The organism is Actinosynnema sp. CA-299493, from assembly GCF_050946825.1.
Classification (GTDB): Bacteria; Actinomycetota; Actinomycetes; order Mycobacteriales; family Pseudonocardiaceae; genus Actinosynnema.
Genome location: NZ_CP191993.1, coordinates 7,109,168 through 7,128,824, shown reverse-complemented (window position 1 = coordinate 7,128,824; position 19,657 = coordinate 7,109,168). Strand labels below are relative to the sequence as shown.

Here is a 19,657-nt window from a genome sequence, read left to right as displayed (position 1 = left end):
CGGGCGTGAACGTGCCCGCCGCGAAGGTCGGTGGTTCCGTCACGATCGCAGCTCCCTGCCGGTCAGCTCCAGGAACACGTCCTCCAGGCTGCGCCTGGCCACGGTCAGCTCCTCGGCCAGCACGCCCTGCTGAGCGCACCACGAGGTGACCGTGGAGAGGACCTGCGGGTCGATGGTGCCGTGCACCAGGTAGGTGCCCCGGCTGGCTTCACGCACCTGGAGGCCTTCCGGGAGGGCGTCGCGCAACAGCGTCAGCTCCAGCCCGGGTCGGGCGCGGAAGCGGAGCTGCCGGTCGTCGGCGTGGTGCTCGGTGAGCTCGGCGGGGCTGCCCTGCGCCACGACGCGGCCGGCGTCGACGATGACGACGTGGTCGGCGAGGGCCTCGGCCTCGTCCATGAGGTGGGTGGTGAGCAGCACGCTCACGCCGTCCGCGCGCAGCGCCGACACCAGCTCCCACACCAGGCGGCGGGCCTGGGGGTCCATGCCGGCGGTCGGCTCGTCGAGGAACACCAGCTCGGGCCGTCCGACCAGGGCGCACGCCAGCGACAGGCGTTGCTGCTGCCCACCGGACAGCCGCTTGTACGGGGTGCGCACCGAGGACGTCAGCCCGAGCACGTCGAGCAGCCACGCGGGGTCGAGGGGGTTGGCGGCGCAGGCGGCCACCAGGCGCAGCATCTCGTCGGCCCGCACGCCGGGGTAGCCGCCGCCGCCCTGCGGCATCACGCCGATGCGGGGCCGCAGCCGGTCGCCGTCGCGCTTCGGGTCGAGCCCGAGGACGCGGACCTCGCCGCCGTCGGCCGCCCGGAACCCCTCGCACACCTCGACGGTCGTCGTCTTCCCGGCGCCGTTGGGGCCGAGGAGGGCGAGGACCGAGCCGGTGTCCAGGGTGAGGTCGAGTCCGTTCACCGCGACGGTGGAGCCGTAGCGCTTGACCAGCCCCGACACTTCCACGGCAGGGTGCTGGGGGTGCGGGCTCACGACGCGGAAGCCTAGGGCGTCGCCGTGCCCACCCCGGTGGTGGGGTCAGCCCCACCAGGGTTCTCCGGGTGGCATCAGGGTCGTCTCGGGGGTGTTCCCGATATCTTCCGTCACCATTCCGGGTGAAGATTTTCCTCGTGGTGGAGATCCGGGGGGAAAGACGGGCGGCGGTGTTGCCGCTGACCGTCGTGGGGCTCGTCCTGTCACTGTTCCCGATTGTTTACCTGCACGTGGCGTCGGTCGGCGAACTCAGCCCGATCGCACACACGATCAGCGATTACATCTTCGTGGACAACGGCAGCGGCTTGCTCGCCGTGACGTCGCTGTCCCTGGCGGCGGCGTCGGCGGGCCTGCTCGTCGCCCTGGTCCGGTCGGGTCTGCCCAGGCGGGGGCCGGTCGCGGTGCTCATGGGGCTGTGGTCGGCGGGGCTCGCGGTGGCGACGGTGTTCCCCACCGACCCGATCGGCACGCCCACGTCGTTCTCCGGCGCGGTGCACCGCTACGCGGGCGCGGTGATGTTCGCGAGCCTGCCGCTGGCCGGGTGGCTGATTTCCCGGACGTTCATCCCCAGTGCCACCTTGCGTCGTTTTTCCATCGCCGCTGGAATCACCTCGGTGGCATTCATGCTCAGCCACGTGTCGGTGGTCTTCCCGGGCGGTGGCGCGGTCGTGCTCGGACTTTTCGAGCGCTTGTTGTTCGCGTTGCTGTACGGCCTGCTGTTCGCGCTGGCCTCCGCCGTCCTGCGCCGCGAGGAGACGTCATGACGTGGGTCGCCGTCCTGCTCGCGGTCGTGGGCGCGGTGTTCTTCGCCTTCGCCGCACGCCTGCAGCACGACGCCGTGCGGGCCGGCGACGGCGCGTTGCGGGTCCTGGAGCTGCTGCGCAGGCCGCGGTGGCTGCTGGGCCTGGTGTTGCTCGTCCTCGGCGCCGGTGTGCACGCCGCGGCGTTGGGGATGGCGCCGTTGAGCGTGGTGCAGCCGGTCGGCGTGGTCGCGATCGGCATCACCGCGGTGCTCGACGGTCGCCGGCGTGAGCTGCCCACGGTCGCGTGGACCACGTTCGGCGTGGGGGCCTTCGTGCTCCTGGCCGCGGGCAGCGCCACGTCCACTGCGGTCGCGCCGGAGGCCGAGCTGCGGGCCGCGCTGCTGGCACTGGGCCTGATCGCGGTCCCGGGCCTGGTCGGCGTGCTGTCGACCCGGCCGGCGGTGCGCGCCCTCGGGTTCGGCGCGGCGGGCGGCGTCGCCTACGGCTTCGTGTCGGTGCTCATGCGGTCGGTGTCCCAGGACGTCCAACGGGGCGGCTTGGCGTGGACGACCGCGTTCTCGGCGGCGGGCATCGCCGCCGCCCTCGTCGTCGGCGGCTGGTTCATCCAGCACGCCTACGCCGGCGGACCGCCGCACGTCGCGGTCGCCTGCCTCACCGTGGTGGACCCGCTCGTGGCCGTCGGCATCGGCGCGGGGCTGCTCGGCGAGGCGACCCGGACCAGCTCCCTCGTCGGCTTCGCCCAGGTCGCGTGCGCCGCGCTCGCCGTCGGTGGCGTCGTCGCGCTCGCCCGCACCCGAACCCTTCCCGCAGTTCCCACCCGATCGGAGACGACAGTGACCAACGGACGCGCCATGCGGATCGTGATCGCCGCGGAGACGTTCCCCCCGGACGTCAACGGCGCGGCCAGGTTCGCCCACCGCCTCGCCACCGGACTCGCCGGCCGCGACCACGACGTGCACGTGATCTGCGTGTCGGCGGACGGCGCGGCCCGCACCGAACGCGCCGACGGGATCACCGTGCACCGGGTGCGCTCGCACCGCACGCCGTTCCACCGCACGTTCCGCGTCGGGCTGCCGTGGCAGGTGCGCGAGGACGTCGGCGCGCTGCTGGAGGAGCTGCGGCCGGACCTGGTGCACGTCCAGGCGCACTTCGTGGTGGGTCGGCACGTGCTGCGGCAGGCGGCGTCGCTGGGCATCCCGACGGTGGCGACGAACCACTTCATGCCGGAGAACCTGTTCGGGCACGCCCGCGTGCCGGTGTGGTTGCAGGGGGTGGCGTCGCGGTGGGCGTGGCGCGACCTGGGCCGGGTGTTCGGCCTCGCGGACGTGGTGACCGCGCCGACGCCGCGTGCCGTGCAGCTGCTGCACGACAACGGGTTCCCGGCGCGGGCCGTGCCGGTGTCGTGCGGGATCGACATCGACCGGTACCGGGGGCGCAAGCCCGTGCGGCACACCGACGCGCCGACCGTGCTGTTCGTGGGTCGGCTGGACGAGGAGAAGCGGGTCGACGAGCTGCTGCGCGCCCTCGCCCTCGTGCCGCGCCTGCACGCCGAGATCGTGGGCGACGGCTCGTGCCGGGCGGAGTGGGAGCTGCTGGCCCGTGACCTGGGCATCACCGACCGCGTCCGGTTCCGCGGTGTCGTGAGCGAGGTCGAGCTGCTCGACGCCTACGCCGCCGCCGACGTGTTCTGCATGCCGGGCATCGCCGAGCTCCAGAGCCTGGCGACGATGGAGGCGATGGCCGCGGGCAAGCCGGTGGTGGTGGCGGACGCGATGGCGTTGCCGCACCTGTGCAAGCCGGGGCGCAACGGCTGGCTGTTCACGCCGGGCGACGTGCGCGGCCTGGCGGACCGCCTGCACGCCGTCACCGCGGACCCCACCGTCACCGCCCGCATGGGCGCGGCGAGCAGCGACCTCATCGCCGCCCACGCCATCGACACCACCCTGGAGACCTTCGAGTCCCTCTACGCCCGCGCCCTCGGCCTGCCCCCCGTCCACCACACCCCGGCCCTCGCCGCCTGACCCCCGCGAGAGTCCTACCTCCACGCCGCGAGAGTCCTACGTTCACGTCGCGCGTGTCCTACGTTCGGAACGTGCGTGTCCTACGTTCAGGACACCCGAGTTCAACGCTCAGCACGCGAGCCCCGGCCGCAGCACGTGCCGAGCGTTGAACTCGGGGGCCCTGAACGTAGGACTCTCACCGCGTGAACGTAGGACTCTCGCGCAGGGGTCAGTCGAGGTCGGAGCCGGTGACGGAGCGGTGGGCGGCGCGGTTGGCCACGCGGCGGCCGGTGGCGTTGAGGCGCGGCTTGCCGGTGGCGTCCAGCTCGGTGAGGAACTTGAACAGCATCCCGTGCCCCTCCAGCCGCCGCAGCAGCGCCTCGGCCACGTCCTCCGCCTCGAAGTCCACGATGGACATCTGCTCCACCAGCGACGTGGCGATGGTCCGCCTGGCCCGCAGCGGCACCCACCACGTCGTCACCAGCAACAGCACCAGGCCGAACGCCAACGCCGTGCCCAGCACCGCCTCCCACCCGGTGAACCGCAGCGAGAACACCTGCACCACCGCGGCGACGACCAGCAGCACGGCCCCGTACACCGCGGCCCACCCGGCGGTCGCGGACGCGGGCGGCTCGGCGGCCTCCGTGTCCCACACCCCGTCCACCTGCCGCCACCGGCGCAGCGAACTGCCCAGCACGTACGACGTGACCGCGCCGAACACGATCGCCACGACCGTGCCCACCACCACCGGCACGGGGCTCAGGTCGTACAGCCGGTACCGCACCACGGCCCACACGCCGACCACGATCGCCGCCGCCACGAGCACCCGCACCAGCAGCCGGGGCTTGAGCCGGATCCTGCCCAGCACGGCCAGCGGCGTGCCCACCGGCGCGGGCAGGCTGCCGATGATCAGCAGCCCCACCACGACCAGCAGCACGCCACCGACCGCCACCATGCCCGTCACGGCCTGGTCGCCGGCCTCCCCGGCCAACGCGTTCCTGGTCCGGTCTATCGCCACCGTCACCAGCGGGATCACCGGCGACAGCAGCACGAGACCGTGCAGCAACGTGCCGGAACGCAGCGCCGCGTAGCCGAACGCGGCCAGCAGCGTGCCGCCGCCGAGCGCCGCCGCCGGACCCACCGCCCACGGCGGCAGCAGGTCGAACAGCGACAGCACCAGCAGCGCCCCGCCCAGCGCGAACCCGAGCAGCCCCAGGAACTGCGCCAACCGGCCGCCCCTGGTCAGACCGGTGATCGTCCAGTACGGCAGCAGCGCCGCCCCGCGCAACGTCCTGGTCAGCGGTTTCGCCGTGCCGAGGCCCGAGTTGTCGCTGTCGGCCACGGTGATCGCCACCGCCGCGGCCGTCGCCGCCGTCCGGATCACCTGGTCGCTGCTCGCCTCCTGCACCAGCGGCTCACGCCCGATGCCCGCACGGTCGAACGCGCTCAACCCCCGCACGCCCACCTCGACCCGTTCCGCGTCCGTGCGCACGGGCAGCCGGGCCAGCAGCGCCGCCTGCTCCTCCAGGAACAGCTCGCCGCGCGAACGCCGGTCCGCGCCCTCGTGCCGGTCGGCCAGGATCGCGGCGCGCAACGCGGGCAGCTCCTCGCAGATGATCCGCACGTGCAGGCCCCACGCGGCCAGCTCCGCCAACGCCGAACAGGTCGGCGGGTGGTCGCCGTCCGGGCTCGCGTAGACCTTCCCCAGCTCGGCCTTCGCCCGCTCGACGCACGGCGCCAGCTCGTCCGGCACGCCGTCGCCGAACAGCTCCACCACCAGCTCGTCGACCTTCGCCGCGGCCCGTTCGACGGGGTCGCCGCCCGTGCCGGTCAGCCGGTCCACGCGCAGCAGCCGCTTCGGGTCGAACAGCACCTTGCACAGCATGGTCGCGCCGTCGAGCCGTCCCCAGATCCAGTCGTTGACCCGCCAGGACCGCTTGAGGAACCCGGAGAACCGGTGCAGCGACGCGCCGCCCGCCTTGTCCTCGGCGGTGACGCTGTACTCGGCGAACGCGTTGCGCGTCTGCAGGCTGATCTGCACCAGCTCCACGGCCTGGTCGAGGCCGCCGCGGGTGTCGTCGGCCAGGCACGTCGTCGCGACCTCCAGCGCCAGCACCCGCGACAGCCACAGCTCGCCCGCCACCAGGCCCGCACCGGCCTCCGCGTCGGTGCGCGGCTCGGTCAGCAGCCGGTGCCACGACCGCAGCCCGCCGATCCGCAGCTGCTCCTCCTCCAGCTGGTCGAGGATGTCGTGCGCGTCGCCGAGGACGCCCGCGATCCGCTCCACCTGCTCGCGCACCCGCTGCCCGACACCGTCCGGCTCGTCCAGCATCTTCTCGGCGAACCGCCGCACCCGCCGTTCCCAGTACTCCTGGTCCAGCTCCTCCGCGACGCCGGTGGTCCAGTGCTCGTCCAGCTCGATCCGGGCGGCGCGCAGCCTGGCCCGCACGTCGAACAGGTTCGTGCGGGCCATCGCGAGCCGCTGGGCGTCCGGCATGACCCACACCAGGCGCTTGAGCAGGTCCATCGCGGCGGACGCGAGCCGTTCGGCCATCGTGATGCCCCACGGCCAGCCGTGGTCGGGCAACGCGGCGGGCTGTGGCCGCGTCGGCACGTACGGCAGCCTGCTGTGGTCCGCGCGGTACTCGCGCTGCGCCGCCTCGGCCGCCGTGCGGACCCGTTCGAACGTCCAGCCGGCGGCGTTCGCGCCCGGCACCTCGAACTGGCGGGTCGTGACGTCGCGGGCGGCGTGCCGGATGCGCACGTCCTCGTAGTGGTCGTGCAGGGTCTCGGCCAGCGCGTACACCCGGCCGGTGACCGAGCCGCCGGACGCGAGCCGGTCGAGCAGGGCGTTGCGCCCGCCACGACGGGAGGCGGCGTTGCGGTTGTGCTCCTCGATGCGGTCGACGTAGGTCCGCCCGCTCTGGCTGGTCAGCGCGCCGAGCAGCTTGCCGCCGGTGGCCAGGGTGCTGGGCAGCGCGCCGTCCACCGGGGCCACCGGCTCCACGACCGCCTCGGGGGCGTGCGGGAACACCAGCAGCATCACCCGCCGCACCGGGCCCTCGGCGGGCATCCGGTCGATGGCCTCCAACGCCTCCTCGGTGGGCGTGTTGACCAGGACACCGCCGTCGACGGCGTAGCGGGACCGGTTGTCGGTGTCGTTGGCCCAGGAGGCGACCTCGGCCATGTTGGGCTTGTCCCCGTCGGGCGCGCCGGGCGCGACCGGGATGAACGACGGCTCGAACGCGAACGGGAACGAGGCGGACGAGCGCGCGGCCAGCGCCATCCGGCTGACCAGCGTGGGCAGCTTCTCGGCGGTGAAGTCGTCCCGGCCGCCGGGGTCGCGGCGGAACGAGAAGCTGCCCTGGTGGGTGGCCTGGACGAGGGTCTGGCCGAGGTCGTCGTGGGTGACCGTGGGCACGCCCGTGAGCAGCGTGGTCGTGATGCGCAGGTCGACCGGCCGGTCCTCCTGCGGGACGAAGTCCGAGGTCAGGCGTCCGAGTGCTTCCCGGAGCCTCGGGAGGAAGAACTCGTCGCCGCGCAGCAGTGACGCCGGCTGCCCCCGGAACGGCGTGCGCAGCAGTTGCTCCATGCGGCCCTGCTCGGCCCACAGGTCACGCAGCCGTTCCAGCCGGGCGTTGGCGTTGACCTGCGACAACGCCAGCGCGGCGCCGTTGATGCCGCCTGCCGACGTGCCCGTGATGACGTCGGCGCGCGCCGTGCTGCCGACCAGGTCCAGCAGGTCGGCGTACGGGCCGTCACCCCTGGTCAGGCGGTCGAGCTCGAGCACGACCCCGCCCATCCACACGGCGAGGCTCACACCCCCGTTGAGCACGACGGCGAACCGGATCTGCTCCCTGGGCACGTCCACCATCACGCCCACCTCCCCGACTTGCCCCGATCCTCCCGCACCCCCTACCTCGCCCACCGCCCCCACCCAGTTACATCCCGCACACGCGAGTCCTACGTTCACGCGTCGAGAGTCCTACGTTCACGAGGGGTGAGTTCAACGCTCAGCGCGGCCCCGGCCCGATGCCGCGTGCTCTGAGCGTTCAACTCGGGTGTTCCGAACGTAGGACTCTCGCGGCGTGAACGTAGGACTCTCGCGGGGTCAGGCGTAGCCGGGGAGGGGGTCGCGCTTGAGCAGGGGGAGCACCTGCCTGCGGGCGACGAAGAGGCACACGGCGAACGCGATCAAGGCGCCCGCCACGGCCTGCGGCACGATGTAGGCCCGCCCGTCGAACGCCGAGCCGGTAGGCGGCAGGATCACCGCGATCACCGCGCTGGCGACGGTGGCGAACACCCGGAACCGGCGCGCCAGCACGGCCGTGGCCAGCGGCAACGCCGCCCACAGCACGTACCACGGCTGCAGCACGGGCCCGAGCACGAGCACCGCGCCCAACCCGGCCCCCAGGCCGTTGACCGCCTTGATCCGACCCCGGAACGCCTTCCACAGCAGCGTCGCCACGATCACCACCGACACGGCCTGCGTCACGATCCGCATCAGCACGATCACCGACTCGGTGTGGTTGCCCAGCCCGAGCAGCAGCCCGAGGCCGCCGCCCATGAACCCCATCGCGGTCGGCGGCGACATCCAGCTCTTCACCGTGCCGGCCACGTTCAGCGTCTCCACCCACCCGAACCCGAGCCCGGTGCCGACGCACGTGCCCACCATCACCACACCGGAGATGACCAGCAACAACAACGCCGCCCGCACCAGGTCGGAGAACCGCCCGCCCCACCGCCGCGCGATCAGCACGCCCAGGAACCCGAGCCCCAGCGCGGCCGGGATCTTCACCGCCGCGCCGAACGTGATCATGGTCGCGCCCAGGACTATCCACAGCAGCTCTTCGCGCGTCATCGGCACGCCCGGCGCCACGGGCATCTTGCGCAACGCCAACTCCAGCCCCACCAGCATCAGGCCGATCGCCAGGCCCTCGTTGTGCACGCCCACGACCAGGTGGAACAGCACCAGCGGGTTCGCCGCGCCCAGCCACAGCGCGCTCACCGGGGGCACGCCGAAGCGCCGGGCCAGCCGAGGCAGCGCCCACACGATCATCGCCAGCCCCAGCAGCCCCAGCAGCCGGTGCAGGAAGATGCCGGGCAGCACGCTGTCGCCGGTCACCATCGAGATGACCCGCCCGGCGGCCAGGAAGAGCGGCCCGTACGGCGCGGGCGTCTCGCGCCAGATGTTCGGCACGTTCTTCGTCAGGTCGTGCTCGACGCCCAGCGCCGTGGCCGGGCCGAGCTCGTAGGGGTCCTGCCCGTTGGCCGCGATCTGCGACTGGGCCAGGTAGCTGTAGACGTCCCGGCTGAACATGGGCAGCACGAACACCAGCGGCGTGATCCACATCAGCAGCGTGCGGTCGAGCTGGCTGCGCGACACCAGCCGGGGACGTCCCGGCCGGGCGAACCGGCCCAGCCACAGCCACGCCGACACGATGAGGAAGATGCCGGTCCACGCGACGGCCATCGACGCGCTGGGCATCCGGGGGAACAGCCCGAGCAGCGGCGTGCCCGGCAGCGGGCTGAAGATCGGCGCGGCGCCCGATCCGAGCGACCCGACCGCCAGCAGCAACGCGCCCACCGTGCCCCACCGGCGGATCACGTCGAGCTGTCGCCGTTCGGGCGCGTCGAGGGGTGCTGCCTCGCCGATCTCGCTCCGGTTAGCCATCACCATTCCGCCCGCCGCCACGTCCGAAGGGTAGCGACCGGCCCGAACGCGTGACTCGGGTCACCCGGCGAGGGCCGATCTTTGCGACCGCCGACGAAATACGCAACACTGGTGTTGTGAAAAACGCCGGGACCTCTTCGACCGCTGTGCCGTCCGGGCACGACGGCCGTACCCGGCACGCCGTCGCACGGCTCCTTTTGGAGCAGGGTCCGGTGACCGCGGCCTCGGTCGCGGAGCAGCTGGGCCTGAGCCCCACGGCGGTGCGCCGGCACATCGACGCGCTGGTGGCCGACGGCGAGGCGACGAGCAGGGAGGCCTCTCGACGGGGCCAGCGCGGCCGGGGTCGCCCGGCCAAGCTCTTCCTGCTGACCGAGCAGGGGCGGGCCCGCTTCGGGCACGCCTACGACGACCTCGCCGCGTCCGCGTTGCGGTTCCTCGCCGAGCACGGCGGGGAGGAGGCGGTACGAACCTTCGCCGAACGACGGGTGTCCGCATTCGTCGACCGGCACCGCGCGGCCATCGTGGCCCAGCCCGACGCCGCGGAGCGGACCAAGGCCCTCGCGGTGGCCCTGACCAGGGAGGGCTACGCTGCCTCGGCGCGCCACGTGGGTGCGGGCGAGCAGCTCTGCCAGCACCTGTGCCCGGTGGCGCACGTCGCGGCGGAGTTCCCGCAGCTGTGCGAGACCGAGACGGCGGCGTTCGCCGACCTGCTCGGCACGCACGTCCAGCGCCTGGCCACCATCGCCCGCGGCGATGCCGTGTGCACGACGCACATCCCGAACACACCCCGGATCCCAGATGGAGGGGAGCCCGCATGACTGCCGCTGCCGAGCAGCGCACCACCACAGCCCCGCTCACCCAGGAAGAGACCCTGGCGAGCATCGGCAACTACGAGTTCGGCTGGTCCGACTCGGACGTGGCAGGCGCGAGCGCTCGCCGGGGCCTGAACGAGGACGTCGTTCGGGACATCTCGGCGAAGAAGAACGAGCCCGAGTGGATGCTGGAGTTCCGGCTCAAGGCGCTGCGGTTGTTCGACCGCAAGCCCATGCCGACCTGGGGCTCCGACCTGTCGGGCATCGACTTCGACAACATCAAGTACTTCGTCCGGTCGACCGAGAAGCAGGCGGCGACCTGGGACGACCTGCCCGACGAGATCAAGAACACCTACGACCGCCTCGGCATCCCGGAGGCGGAGAAGCAGCGCCTGGTGTCCGGCGTCGCGGCCCAGTACGAGTCCGAGGTCGTCTACCACAAGATCCGTGAGGACCTCGAGGAGCAGGGCGTCATCTTCCTCGACACGGACACCGCGCTGCGCGAGCACCCGGAGCTGTTCAAGGAGTACTTCGGCTCCGTCATCCCTTCGGGTGACAACAAGTTCTCCGCGCTGAACTCCTCGGTGTGGTCGGGCGGCTCGTTCATCTACGTGCCCAAGGGTGTCCACGTCGACATCCCGCTCCAGGCCTACTTCCGGATCAACACCGAGAACATGGGCCAGTTCGAGCGCACGCTGATCATCGTCGACGAGGGCGCGTACGTGCACTACGTCGAGGGCTGCACCGCGCCGATCTACTCGTCGGACTCGCTGCACTCCGCCGTCGTGGAGATCATCGTCAAGAAGGGTGGTCGTTGCCGCTACACGACCATCCAGAACTGGTCGAACAACGTCTACAACCTGGTCACCAAGCGCGCCAAGGCCGAAGAGGGCGCGACCATGGAGTGGATCGACGGCAACATCGGCTCCAAGGTCACCATGAAGTACCCGGCCGTGTTCCTGATGGGCGAGCACGCCAAGGGCGAGGTCCTCTCGATCGCGTTCGCGGGCGAGGGCCAGCACCAGGACGCCGGCGCGAAGATGGTGCACATGGCGCCGTACACGTCGTCCACGATCGTGTCGAAGTCGGTGGCGCGCGGCGGCGGTCGCACCTCCTACCGCGGCCTGGTCCAGGTCAACAAGCGGGCGCACCACTCGAAGTCCACGGTCAAGTGCGACGCGCTGCTGGTGGACAACATCAGCCGCTCGGACACCTACCCGTACGTCGACGTCCGCGAGGACGACGTGTCGATGGGCCACGAGGCCACGGTCTCGAAGGTCTCCGAGGACCAGCTGTTCTACCTGATGTCCCGCGGTCTCAACGAGGACGAGGCCATGGCGATGATCGTGCGCGGGTTCGTCGAGCCCATCGCGCGCGAGCTGCCGATGGAGTACGCCCTCGAGCTGAACCGCCTGATCGAGCTGCAGATGGAAGGGGCCGTCGGCTGACATGGCCGTCACCACCGAAGACCAGCAACACGGCCTGACGGCCCACTCGCACGGTGGCGCCGGGAAGACGGGCACAGCCCCGATCTCCTCGCGCGCGGACCACTTCACGTCCTTCGACGTGAACGCGTTCGAGGTGCCCGGCGGTCGCGAGGAGATCTGGCGCTTCACCCCCCTGAAGCGCCTGGCGAACCTGCACAACGGCGCCGAGGCCACCGGCACGGCGACCGTCGAGGTCACCGCGCCGGAGGGCGTCACGGTCGAGACCGCGGCGCGCGGCGACGAGCGCCTCGGCGTCGCGGGCACCCCCGGTGACCGCGTCGCCGCCCAGGCGTGGACGTCGTTCACCGAGGCCACCGTCGTCACCCTCCCCGGTGACGCGAAGTCCGAGCCGACCACCATCACGGTGACCGGCGCGGGCGAGGGCCAGGTCGCCTACGGCCACCTGCACGTGCACGCGAAGCAGTTCGCCGAGGCCGTCGTCGTCATCGACCACCGCGGCTCCGGCGCGTACGCCGACAACATCGAGTTCGTCGTCGGCGACGGCGCGCACCTGACCGTGGTCGCCATCCAGGACTGGGCCGACGACGCGGTGCACGTCTCGTCGCACCACGCCAAGCTGGGCCGCGACGCCTCGTTCAAGCACACCGTCATCACCCTCGGCGGCAACGTCGTCCGCCTCACGCCGGTGGTCACCTACACCGGCCGCGGCGGCGACGCCGAGCTGCTCGGCCTGTACTTCGCCGACGCGGGCCAGCACCTGGAGCACCGCACCTTCATCGACCACTCGGCGTCCAACTGCCGCAGCAACGTGGTCTACAAGGGCGCTTTGCAGGGCGAGGACGCGCACACGGTGTGGATCGGCGACGTGCTGATCCGCGCCGCCGCCGAGGGCACCGAGACCTTCGAGCTCAACCGGAACCTGGTGCTCACCGACGGCGCGCGCGCCGACTCGGTGCCCAACCTGGAGATCGAGACCGGCGAGATCGAGGGCGCGGGCCACGCCAGCGCCACCGGCCGGTTCGACGACGAGCAGCTGTTCTACCTCCAGGCCCGAGGCATCCCGGAGGACCAGGCGCGCCGGCTGGTCGTGCGCGGCTTCTTCCACGAGATCCTGCTCAAGATCGCCGTTCCCGAGGTGCGCGAGCGCCTGGAAGCCGCGATCGAGGCGGAGCTCGAAGCGGTGGGCGTGTGATCAGGGTGTGCTCGCTGGCCGACCTCGACGACGGCAAGCCCGCCGCGTTCGGGGTCGGGGACGAGCACACCCCGGTCCTGCTCGTCCGCGACGGCGAGACCGTGCACGCGCTGCGCGACCTGTGCTCGCACGCCGAAGTGGCGCTGAGCGAGGGCGAGGTCACGCGCAAGGGCGTGGAGTGCTGGCTGCACGGGTCGTGCTTCGACCTGCGCACCGGCCGCCCGTCCTCGCCGCCCGCCACCGAGCCGGTCGACGTGTTCGCCGTCGAACTCCGCGGTGACGACGTCTACGTGGACGTCACCGCGGCGGTGAACTGACCTTGGCTACGAACTGACTTTCGCCCGCAACACCAGGAGAACGAAGCACCCAATGGCCACTCTGGAGATCAAGGACCTGCACGTCTCGGTCAACACCGACGACGGCTCCAAGGAGATCCTCAAGGGCGTCGACCTGACCATCAAGGCAGGCGAGACCCACGCGATCATGGGCCCCAACGGCTCGGGCAAGTCCACTTTGTCCTACGCCATCGCCGGGCACCCCAAGTACGACGTCACCTCCGGCAGCGTGCTGCTGGACGGCGAGGACGTGCTGGGGATGACCGTGGACGAGCGCGCCCGCGCGGGCGTGTTCCTCGCCATGCAGTACCCGGTCGAGGTGCCCGGCGTCTCGATGTCGAACTTCCTGCGCACCGCCGCCACCGCCGTGCGCGGCGAGGCGCCGAAGCTGCGCCACTGGGTCAAGGAGGTCAAGGAGGCGATGTCCGAGCTGGACATCGACCCGGCCTTCGCCGAGCGCTCGGTCAACGAGGGCTTCTCCGGCGGCGAGAAGAAGCGCCACGAGATCCTGCAGCTCGGGCTGCTCCAGCCGAAGATCGCGATCCTCGACGAGACCGACTCCGGCCTGGACGTCGACGCGCTGCGCGTCGTGTCCGAGGGCGTGAACCGGTACAAGCGGTCCGGTGAGGTCGGCGTCATGCTGATCACGCACTACACCCGGATCCTCAAGTACATCTCGCCCGACTTCGTGCACGTGTTCGCCGGTGGCCGCATCGCCGAGTCCGGCGGTCCGGAGCTGGCCGACCAGCTCGAGGCCGAGGGTTACGTGAAGTACATCGGAAAGCCGGAAGCAGCCGGCATCGCCTGACGTTGCACCCTGTGGGGCAACACCTTGTTCCGTGAACACGTATCGAGAGGAGGCGTCGGACCAGTGACCACCACCGCTACCGCACTGGACGTCGCTACCGTCCGCGCGGACTTCCCCATCCTGGGCCGCACCGTGCGGGAGGGGAAGCGGCTGGTCTACCTGGACTCCGGCGCCACCTCGCAACGCCCGAGGCAGGTCCTCGACGCCGAGCGCGCCTTCCTGGAGACCGCCAACGCCGCGGTGCACCGCGGGGCGCACCAGCTGGCCGAAGAGGCGACGGACGCCTACGAGGGCGCGCGGCAGAAGATCGCCGACTTCGTGGGCGTGGACCACGGCGAGATCGTGTTCACCAAGAACGCGACCGAAGGCGTGAACCTCGTCGCGTACGCGATGGGCAACGCGGCCACCGCCGGTCCCGAGGCCGAGCGGTTCCGCCTCGGCCCCGGCGACGAGATCGTCGTCACCGAGATGGAGCACCACGCGAACCTCGTGCCGTGGCAGCAGCTGGCCGCCCGCACGGGCGCCACGCTGCGCTGGTTCGGCGTGACCGACGAGGGCCGGCTCGACCTGTCGGAGATCGACTCGTTGATCACCCCGGCCACCAAGGTCGTCGCGTTCACCCACCAGTCGAACGTGCTCGGCACGGTCAACCCGGTGCGGGTGCTGGCGGACGCGGCCCGCGCGGTGGGCGCGCTCACCGTGCTGGACGCGTGCCAGTCCGTGCCGCACGGTCCGGTCGACTTCAAGGCGCTCGGCGTGGACTTCGCGGTGTTCAGCGGCCACAAGATGCTCGGCCCGTCCGGCATCGGCGTCCTGTACGGGCGCCGTGAGCTGCTGGAGACCCTGCCGCCGTTCCTCACCGGCGGGTCGATGATCGAGATGGTGCACATGGCGCGGTCGACGTTCGCGCCGCCGCCCGCCCGGTTCGAGGCGGGCGTGCCGATGACGTCGCAGGCCGTGGCGCTGGGCGCGGCGGTGGACTACCTCGACGCCATCGGCATGGACCGGATCGCCGCGCACGAGCACCAGCTCACCGAGCTGGCGCTGCGCGGTCTGGCCGAGGTGCCGGGCGTGCGGGTCGTGGGTCCGACGGAAGTGGTGGACCGCGGCGGCGCGGTGTCGTTCGTCATCGACGGCATCCACGCGCACGACGCCGGCCAGGTGCTCGACAGCCTGGGCGTCGCGGTGCGCGTCGGCCACCACTGCGCGTGGCCCCTGCACCGGCGGATGGACGCCGCCGCCACCGTGCGGGCCAGCTTCTACCTGTACAACACGCCGGACGAGGTGACCGCCCTGGTGGACGCCGTCCGCGAGGCGCAGAAGTTCTTCGGGGTGGTCTGAGATGCAGCTTCAGCAGATGTACCAGGAGATCATCCTGGACCACTACAAGAACCCGCACGGGCGCGGCCTGCGCGACCCGTTCGACGCCGAGTCGCACCAGGTCAACCCCACGTGCGGCGACGAGGTGACGTTGCGGGTCTCGCTCGACGGCGACACCGTGCGCGACGTGTCCTACGACGGGCAGGGCTGCTCCATCAGCCAGGCGTCCACCTCGGTGCTGACGGACCTGGTGGTCGGCAAGCCCCTGGACGAGGCGTTCGTGAAGATGGACGCGTTCGTGGAGCTCATGCAGGGCCGCGGCCAGGTGGAGCCGGACGAGGACGTCCTGGAGGACGGCATCGCGTTCGCGGGCGTGGCGAAGTACCCGGCGCGCGTGAAGTGCGCGCTGCTGGGGTGGATGGCTTTCAAGGACGCGGTGGCACGCAGCGAGGGAGCAAAGGCATGACCGCCGAAGAAGACGTGGTGCGCGGCATCGAGGGCATGCCCGAGCCGCCCGCGCCGAAGGCAGACGTGGCCGCGGTGGACGACGTCGAGGAGGCCATGCGCGACGTCGTCGACCCCGAGCTGGGGATCAACGTCGTCGACCTGGGCCTGGTCTACGACATCCGCGTGGACGAGGAGAACACCGCGCTCATCGACATGACGCTGACCTCGGCGGCGTGCCCGTTGACGGACGTCATCGAGGACCAGACGCGGTCGGCGCTGGTCGGCGGCGGTGGCGGCGCGAGCGGGATCGTCAACGACTTCCGCATCAACTGGGTCTGGATGCCGCCGTGGGGCCCGGAGAAGATCACCGACGACGGCCGGGAGCAGCTGCGCGCCCTCGGCTTCACCGTCTGACCCGACCCACGCCGCACGGAGCAGGGGCCCTCATCGCGAGGGCCCCTGCTCGTGTCTTGCCCACGGCGGTCGTCAGCGGGCGTAGACGCGTTCCACGAACTCCGCGATCTGCGACTCGTCCAGGTGCCGGGCGAGGTCCGCTTCCGAGACCATGCCGACCAGCCGGTGGTTCTCGATCACCGGGAGCCGGCGGATCTGGTTGTCCTCCATCGTCCGCAGCACGTGCGACAGGTCGTCGTCCGCCTCGACCCAGTGCAGGTGCCCGGACATGTCACCGGCCTTCATCGACGCCGGGTCGCGGCCCTCGGCCACGCAGCGCAGCACGATGTCCCGATCGGTGATGATGCCGTGCAGCCGGTCGTCCTGACCGCAGATCGGCAACGAGCCGACGTTCAGGTCCCGCATCATCCGGGCCGCGTCGAGCAGGCTCTGGTCCTCCTTGACGCACTGGACACCGGAATTCATGATCTCCCGTGCGGTGGTCATGCCGAACCTCCTTGTTCGCCCATGACCGAGGGTGCCCCAGCCCGCCGTGCCCACACCTCGGCGGCTACGTCTGCGCCACCAGCATCTCGACCACGTCCGCGAGCGATCCGCGTCGCCGGAACGCCCGCCGCTGCCGCACCGCGCCCGTGCCGTCCACCAGCAACCGGTCGACGCCGTCGACCACCAGGTCCTCGTCACCGGCCTGGCGCAGCGCCGGACGCGCCCAGTCCACCAGTGACCGCACCATCTCCGCCGCCGGCACCAGCCGACCGCTCAGCGGCTCGATCCCCGCGCCGTCCAACCCGTCCCGCGCCGACCGCCACAACGCCGACCGCAACGCCAGGTCCGGCACGCGCCGCGCGGGCACGCCGGCCGACGCCGTCACCGCGATCGCCCGCACCAGGGCCGCCAGCAGCACGGCCTCGTCCACGGTCGCCGCCACGTCGCACACCCGCAGCTCCACCGTCGGGTGCCGGTCCGACAGCCGCACGTCCCAGTAGATCATCGCCGGGTCCAACGCCGCCCCGGTCGACCGCAGCACCCGCGTGCTGCGGTGGTAGTCCTCCGGCGACTCGAACCACGGCGGCGCCCCCGCCGACGGCCACGGGCTCCACGACAGGTAGCGCCAGCTCGCGTACCCCGTGTCACGCCCGTTCCCGAACGGCGAGTTCGCGCTGATCGCCAGCAGCACCGGCAGCCACTGCCGCAGGTGGTTGCTGATCAGCACCCCGGTGTCCTCGTCCGGTATCCCGATGTGCACGTGGCACCCGCAGATGGTCAGCCCGTCAACCAACGACCCGTACTCGGCGGCGATGGTGCGGTAGCGGTCGGAGTCGGTCAACGGCGGCGGGTGGACGCCGTCGAGCACCGGGGTCCCGGTCGCCACGATGCGCGCGCCGTGCGCCCGCGCCAGCGCGGCGAGCTCCCGACGTGCCGCGAGGAGCTGCTCACGCACCTCGGCCATGCTCCGGCACACCCCGGTGGCGCTCTCCACCTGGTAGAGCGTGATCTCGGTCTGCAGGTCGAGGCCGGCCCGGGCGCCGCCCAGCACCTCGCCCGCCAACGGCACCAGCACCCCGGTGGCCGCGTCGACCAGCAGGAACTCCTCCTCGACCCCCACCGACAGCGGCAGGTCCGAGGCGACTCGCGGAAGCGGTAGGGCGGTGACCTCGCTCACCAGGGACCTCCCGACTCAGGGTAGTCCGCTTGATGCTATGAGTAACCGAGCAGGCCGCACATGCGGCTTTGCGGTGAACTTCCTAGCTCACCGCCAGGTGCGGCCCGCCGCGCAGGACGTCGACGTGGTCGCTGCCCGGCCGCCCCAGCACCCAACTGGTGCCCCGCAACGACTTCGCGTGCGCCTTCAACGGCGCGAGCAACCGGGACACCTCCCGGTACGACCCCACCGACCCGGCCGCGCAGATCAACGTCGCCAACGACAACGTCACCCCGCGCCCCTCGACCTCGAACGGCACGTCCAGCACACCCGCGGCGAACGGCACCACCTCGTCCAACCCGGCCACGACCAGGAAGTCGTCCCCGCCGACGTGACCCACCTGCACGCCCGGGTACGACGGCGCGCCCTCGGTGAGCGCACGCCCGATGGCCCGGATCAGGTCGTCACCCGCCGCGAACCCCGCCGAGTCGTTCACCCGCTTGAACGCGTCCACGTCCAGCCACCCCACCGCGAACAGCTCGCCGCCCAGGATGCGCCGGTCCACCTCGCGCGCGATCGAGTCGCTGCCCGGCAACCTCGTCAACGGGCTCAACGCCGCGGCCTGCTCCACCTTCATCTCGGCCACGCCGCGCACCACGTCCGCGACCCGCACCACCCCGAGACAGCGGTCGTCGTCGTCCACGACCACCAGGTCGTCGTTGGTGCGCTCGCGGTTGGCGTGCGCCACCACGTCCAGCAGCTCCAGCGCGCTCGACCCCGCGCCGATCAGCTTCGGCCGGTCCGCCAGCCGCGCCGCCTCCCGCTTGGCGTGCAGGGCGTGCCCGAACGGCCCCGTCACCGCCAGCAGGAACCGGTTGCGGTCCACCGTCCACCGCGGCCTGCCCTCGCCGTCCACGAGCACCACGCCGCTGACCGTCGGCTGGTTCGCGAGCACGTCGCGCACCTCCTCCGACGTCGCCGAGTCGGGCAGCGTGGTCGCCGGGTGCAGGAAGTCGGTGACCTTCGGCCCGGCCTGGCGCCGCAACGGCGCGGTCATCGTGCTCGTGACCGCCTCCGGGTCGTTGACCTCGCTCAACACCGCCGCGATCGTCGCGTCCACCTTGGGCCGGCGCTGCGGGGCCGCCAGCAGGTTGCCCTGCGCGAGCCGCACCCCCAGCCGGCGCAGCGCGGCCAGCTGGGCCTCGGTCTCCACGCCCTCCGCGACGATCAGCGACCCGATGTGCTCGCACACGTGCTGCAACGCCTGGGCCAGCGCGTACCGGGCGGGGTCCGCGGGCAGCGCCACCACCACCTCGCGGTCCAGCTTGACCACGTCGGGCCGCACCTCGGTCAGCAGCGACAACGGCGAGTCCCCCTCGCCGACACCGTCCAGGCCGATCCGGAACCCGTCCTCCCGCAGCCGTTCGACGCCCTTGACCAGCAGCCGGCGCGGCGCGCGCGAGTACGGCGTGCCGACCTCCACCACGACGTCGGCCGGGGTGCGCCCCACCTCGCGCAGCGCGCCGTGGAGCGGGGCCATCAGCTCGGGCTTGTCCGCGACCGTCAACGCGAGCAGGTTGACGTGCAGCGGCACGCCGAGCCCGTGGTCGGCCGCGTGCCGGACCGCGCGGCACGCGAGCGCCACGTCGGTGTTGGCCAGGTATCCGGCGCGGAACGCCATCCGCAGCAGGTCCTGGACGGTGCCGTCGTGCGGTCGGGCCAGCGCTTCCACCGCCACGGCCCCTCCGGTGTGGAGGTTGAACAACGGCTGGAAGGCGAAGCGAACGTCATCCAGCAAGGCGGGCACGGCGTCGATCGTGCCC

16 protein-coding genes are annotated in these 19,657 nt (G+C 71.9%); 10 read left to right on the top strand and 6 right to left on the bottom strand.

From position 1 onward, the window contains the following. Positions 1-39: 39 nt before the first annotated feature. Positions 40-978 carry an ABC transporter ATP-binding protein gene (locus ACQPYE_RS29860; RefSeq protein WP_498716145.1) on the bottom strand — a complete coding sequence of 313 codons (939 nt, stop codon included), beginning with the start codon at positions 976-978 and terminating at the stop codon, positions 40-42. A gap of 122 nt (positions 979-1,100) precedes the next feature. Here ACQPYE_RS29860 and ACQPYE_RS29855 point away from each other — a divergent pair, with 122 nt between their 5' ends. Further along, positions 1,101-1,742 (top strand): DUF998 domain-containing protein, encoded by a 642-nt coding sequence (locus ACQPYE_RS29855; RefSeq protein ID WP_498716144.1) that lies wholly within the window; start codon positions 1,101-1,103, stop codon positions 1,740-1,742. Further along, positions 1,739-3,763: a glycosyltransferase gene (locus tag ACQPYE_RS29850; RefSeq protein WP_498716142.1), complete on the top strand. Its 2,025-nt coding sequence runs from the start codon at positions 1,739-1,741 to the stop codon at positions 3,761-3,763. The genes ACQPYE_RS29855 and ACQPYE_RS29850 overlap by 4 nt, the downstream gene beginning before the upstream one ends. A gap of 208 nt (positions 3,764-3,971) precedes the next feature. Here ACQPYE_RS29850 and ACQPYE_RS29845 read toward each other — a convergent pair whose 3' ends face one another. After that, positions 3,972-7,616, bottom strand: a complete 3,645-nt coding sequence (locus tag ACQPYE_RS29845) for a patatin-like protein (protein WP_498716140.1) — start codon at positions 7,614-7,616, stop codon at positions 3,972-3,974. 237 nt (positions 7,617-7,853) lie between these two features. Beyond that, positions 7,854-9,416 (bottom strand): polyprenol phosphomannose-dependent alpha 1,6 mannosyltransferase MptB, encoded by a 1,563-nt coding sequence (mptB, locus tag ACQPYE_RS29840; RefSeq protein WP_498716139.1) that lies wholly within the window; start codon positions 9,414-9,416, stop codon positions 7,854-7,856. 116 nt (positions 9,417-9,532) lie between these two features. Between mptB and ACQPYE_RS29835 the strand changes: the two genes are divergently transcribed. From ACQPYE_RS29835 to ACQPYE_RS29800, 8 genes are all read left to right on the top strand, one after another. Then, complete coding sequence (locus ACQPYE_RS29835; RefSeq protein ID WP_498716138.1) at positions 9,533-10,234, top strand: helix-turn-helix transcriptional regulator; 702 nt, start codon at positions 9,533-9,535, stop codon at positions 10,232-10,234. After that, entirely contained in the window at positions 10,231-11,676 is a 1,446-nt protein-coding gene (gene sufB / locus ACQPYE_RS29830; protein ID WP_053721370.1) for a Fe-S cluster assembly protein SufB, read from the top strand. The genes ACQPYE_RS29835 and sufB overlap by 4 nt, the downstream gene beginning before the upstream one ends. 1 nt (position 11,677) lies before the next feature. Next, entirely contained in the window at positions 11,678-12,868 is a 1,191-nt protein-coding gene (gene sufD / locus ACQPYE_RS29825; protein WP_498716136.1) for a Fe-S cluster assembly protein SufD, read from the top strand. Continuing rightward, positions 12,865-13,185, top strand: a complete 321-nt coding sequence (locus tag ACQPYE_RS29820; protein WP_498716135.1) for a non-heme iron oxygenase ferredoxin subunit — start codon at positions 12,865-12,867, stop codon at positions 13,183-13,185. Before sufD ends, ACQPYE_RS29820 begins: the two co-directional genes overlap by 4 nt. Before the next feature lie 52 nt (positions 13,186-13,237). Next, a complete protein-coding gene (gene sufC / locus ACQPYE_RS29815; RefSeq protein ID WP_498716133.1) occupies positions 13,238-14,011 on the top strand; it encodes a Fe-S cluster assembly ATPase SufC in 774 nt (257 codons plus the stop codon). A gap of 63 nt (positions 14,012-14,074) precedes the next feature. After that, the gene (locus ACQPYE_RS29810; RefSeq protein ID WP_498716131.1) at positions 14,075-15,352 is read left to right on the top strand and encodes a cysteine desulfurase; all 1,278 of its coding nucleotides are present in this window, start codon (positions 14,075-14,077) and stop codon (positions 15,350-15,352) included. Position 15,353: 1 nt separating this feature from the next. Then, the gene (gene sufU, locus ACQPYE_RS29805; protein ID WP_498716129.1) at positions 15,354-15,797 is read left to right on the top strand and encodes a Fe-S cluster assembly sulfur transfer protein SufU; all 444 of its coding nucleotides are present in this window, start codon (positions 15,354-15,356) and stop codon (positions 15,795-15,797) included. Next, the gene (locus ACQPYE_RS29800; RefSeq protein WP_498716128.1) at positions 15,794-16,192 is read left to right on the top strand and encodes a metal-sulfur cluster assembly factor; all 399 of its coding nucleotides are present in this window, start codon (positions 15,794-15,796) and stop codon (positions 16,190-16,192) included. Before sufU ends, ACQPYE_RS29800 begins: the two co-directional genes overlap by 4 nt. A 72-nt stretch (positions 16,193-16,264) precedes the next feature. Here the strand turns inward: ACQPYE_RS29800 and ACQPYE_RS29795 are convergent, their stop codons facing one another. The 3 genes from ACQPYE_RS29795 to ACQPYE_RS29785 form a co-directional block, all read right to left on the bottom strand. After that, positions 16,265-16,678, bottom strand: a complete 414-nt coding sequence (locus ACQPYE_RS29795) for a CBS domain-containing protein (protein WP_498716126.1) — start codon at positions 16,676-16,678, stop codon at positions 16,265-16,267. Positions 16,679-16,742: 64 nt separating this feature from the next. After that, a complete protein-coding gene (locus ACQPYE_RS29790; protein WP_498716124.1) occupies positions 16,743-17,855 on the bottom strand; it encodes a carboxylate-amine ligase in 1,113 nt (370 codons plus the stop codon). An 82-nt stretch (positions 17,856-17,937) separates the two neighbouring features. Then, complete coding sequence (locus ACQPYE_RS29785; protein ID WP_498716122.1) at positions 17,938-19,641, bottom strand: EAL domain-containing protein; 1,704 nt, start codon at positions 19,639-19,641, stop codon at positions 17,938-17,940. Positions 19,642-19,657: the final 16 nt, after the last annotated feature.